At 55.9% G+C, this 3,086-nt stretch carries 2 protein-coding genes and 2 pseudogenes; all 4 read right to left on the bottom strand.

The genetic code is table 11. The annotated features are described in order from the left end of the window. Nucleotides 1–449 precede the first annotated feature (449 nt). A complete protein-coding gene (aph(3')-IIIa, locus tag LQE90_RS12270; protein ID WP_001096887.1) occupies nucleotides 450–1,244 on the bottom strand; it encodes an aminoglycoside O-phosphotransferase APH(3')-IIIa in 795 nt (264 codons plus the stop codon). A 93-nt stretch (nucleotides 1,245–1,337) separates the two neighbouring features. After that, a pseudogene (locus LQE90_RS12265) lies at nucleotides 1,338–1,748 on the bottom strand (ISL3 family transposase); the annotation flags it as partial. Between the two features lie 22 nt (nucleotides 1,749–1,770). After that, nucleotides 1,771–2,781, bottom strand: coding sequence for an IS3 family transposase (locus LQE90_RS12260; RefSeq protein ID WP_231088350.1), 1,011 nt, complete (start codon nucleotides 2,779–2,781; stop codon nucleotides 1,771–1,773). Beyond that, nucleotides 2,730–2,912: pseudogene (locus tag LQE90_RS12545) on the bottom strand (transposase); the annotation flags it as partial. The pseudogene LQE90_RS12545 and the gene LQE90_RS12260, both read right to left, overlap by 52 nt. Nucleotides 2,913–3,086 lie beyond the last annotated feature (174 nt).

Here is a 3,086-nt window from a genome sequence, read left to right as displayed (position 1 = left end):
CATAGGCGGATGACGCGGAAACGGCCCCTCCCGGGGCCGTTTCAGTTCCAGATCGTTGTTTTCGCCCGCTGAGCTGGGCCTATGCCGGAATCTCTCCCACAGAAACCACCGAAGAGCCATTTTTTTTGATTGCAGCTGAATAAGAATAGAGGTTACTCTGTTAATCCTGTTCAAATTTTATTCCTCCTCTGTGACTTCCATAAAAAGTATATCCTATGCGTTCTTAAGCTAGCTGCTGTTAGTGCTTCTCATTGCACCCTGGTTATAAAAGCCATACTCACAAACCTCTTCACCAAAACTCTTTACATCTCTAATATAGAACTCTATCTAGCGAACTTTTAGAAAAGATATAAAACATCAGAGTATGGACAGTTGCGGATGTACTTCAGAAAAGATTAGATGTCTAAAAAGCTTGTAGTTAAAGCTTTTTAGACATCTAAATCTAGGTACTAAAACAATTCATCCAGTAAAATATAATATTTTATTTTCTCCCAATCAGGCTTGATCCCCAGTAAGTCAAAAAATAGCTCGACATACTGTTCTTCCCCGATATCCTCCCTGATCGACCGGACGCAGAAGGCAATGTCATACCACTTGTCCGCCCTGCCGCTTCTCCCAAGATCAATAAAGCCACTTACTTTGCCATCTTTCACAAAGATGTTGCTGTCTCCCAGGTCGCCGTGGGAAAAGACAAGTTCCTCTTCGGGCTTTTCCGTCTTTAAAAAATCATACAGCTCGCGCGGATCTTTAAATGGAGTGTCTTCTTCCCAGTTTTCGCAATCCACATCGGCCAGATCGTTATTCAGTAAGTAATCCAATTCGGCTAAGCGGCTGTCTAAGCTATTCGTATAGGGACAATCCGATATGTCGATGGAGTGAAAGAGCCTGATGCACTCCGCATACAGCTCGATAATCTTTTCAGGGCTTTGTTCATCTTCATACTCTTCCGAGCAAAGGACGCCATCGGCCTCACTCATGAGCAGATTGCTCCAGCCATCATGCCGTTCAAAGTGCAGGACCTTTGGAACAGGCAGCTTTCCTTCCAGCCATAGCATCATGTCCTTTTCCCGTTCCACATCATAGGTGGTCCCTTTATACCGGCTGTCCGTCATTTTTAAATATAGGTTTTCATTTTCTCCCACCAGCTTATATACCTTAGCAGGAGACATTCCTTCCGTATCTTTTACGCAGCGGTATTTTTCGATCAGTTTTTTCAATTCCGGTGATATTCTCATTTTAGCCATTTATTATTTCCTTCCTCTTTTCTACAGTATTTAAAGATACCCCAAGAAGCTAATTATAAGAGGCTTCGGTAGTTTGTGTGACAAGGGGCTAGCCTAGGCGGCAACGCTCTTCGCTCCCTTCACGCCCTTCTTCCTCGCCTTCGCCGGGCGACCCGGGAGCTGGGGCTGGCAGTCGCCGCACCTGAGCATGAGCAGGGCCACGAGGTTGTCGGTGTTGCGGAAGCCGTAGCCCATCCTCACCGTCACCTTGATCTTGTTGTTGACAGCCTCTACGCGCCCGTTGCTGATGCCGAGCTCGACTGCGGCGATGATGTCGTCGCGCCGGCGGCGCACCTTCTTCTCCACGGCGACGACCTTGGCGATCTTGCAGTAGGCGGCCCTGTGCATCCAGTCGTCGAGCAGCTCGGCGGCCTCGGAGCCGTCGGCTGCCCGGAAGACGGCCCGCAGGTCCTCCTTGAGCTCCCAGGCCCTGACCAGCCGCGAGCCGGCCCTCTTCTTGAGCGCCTCGAGCCTGGATTGGCAACACTTATTTGGACGGTTTCGACAGGATCAGCCCCGCCTTCCTGAACTCGACGGGGCTCATGTAGCCGAGCGTCGAGTGGATCCTGAAGTTGTTGTACCAGTGCACGTAGTCGGACAGCTTGGCCTGCAGGTCGCGGAGGCCGGAGAAGCTGTCCCTGTAGACCAGCTCCGCCTTGAGTATCTTGTTCGTCGACTCGTCGACCGCGTTGTCGTAGGGGCAGCCCTTGGCGGAGAGCGACCGCTCGATGCCGAACGTCTCAAGCATGAGGTCGATCTCGGCGTTGTCGAACTCGCTGCCGCGGTCGGTGTGGAAGACCTCGATGTCCGAGATCGGGAACTCCAGGGTCGCGAAGGCTGCCTTGACGAGCTTCGCCCCCTTGCTGCTTCCCGCCGAGCAGCCGACGATCTCCCTGTTGTAGAGGTCGACGAGCAGGCAGACGTAGCACCAGGAGCCGCCGGCGCGCACGTAGGTGAGGTCGCTGCAGACGTGCGTGCGCGGAGCGTACCCGTCGAAGGACCGGTCGAGCACGTTCGGCAGCTCCGCCTCGTTCGGCTTGCCCGGGTGCGCCTTGAAGCGCTTCCTCCCGTACGCGCTCGAGAGGCCGTTCTCCCTCATGATGCGGGATATCCGCCTGCGGCTCGCGACGACGCCGCGCCGCTCGAGCGACGCCTTGACCTTCCTCGCGCCGTACCTGCCCTTGCTCTCCGCATGGACGGCGAGAACGTCGGGCTCGACGGGGTCCGGCGCGGGCGGGGGCTCCGGGCGCGAGCGGAGGTAGTAGTAGGTCGAGCGCGGCACGCCGAGGATCTCGCACTGCGCTGATACCGGGTAGCGGTCGGCGTTAGCCGCTATCACCGTCACTTTCGTGCGAATATCAGCGCCGCTTGTTTTAGGACGTCGACCTCCATGCGGAGCCTCTTGTTCTCGCGCTCCAACTCGATGATCCTGTTCTGCTCGGGCGTCCTGTTGTCGGCGGCGTGCGGCGAGCCGGTGGCGTTGATGGAGTTGATCCACCTTCGCAGCGTCGTGCTCCCGAGATCGTACTCGCGCATGATCTCGCTTGGCGGCTTCCCTGCGTTGTAGAGCGACACAATCTGCCTCTTGAACTCGTCGGTGAAATGCCTCGGGTGCTTTGGATCGGCCATCCGAGCCTCCTTCCGTAGGCCCTCGTGAAACTGTCCAACCTAGTGTAGCCAATCCAGCCTCGCCCTCTGGCCGTCGGTGAGGTCCTCGGGGTTCTTCACGAGCGCGTAGCGGCTGCCCTTGATGGAGGCCGCCTCCTCCTCGAGCGCCCTGACCTCCTCGGGCGGCAGCTCGCC

The organism is Paraeggerthella hominis (genome assembly GCF_021044775.1).
GTDB lineage: Bacteria > Actinomycetota > Coriobacteriia > Coriobacteriales > Eggerthellaceae > Paraeggerthella > Paraeggerthella hominis.
Note: the sequence above shows the minus strand (reverse complement) of the source record. Positions and strands in the feature narration are given on the sequence as shown.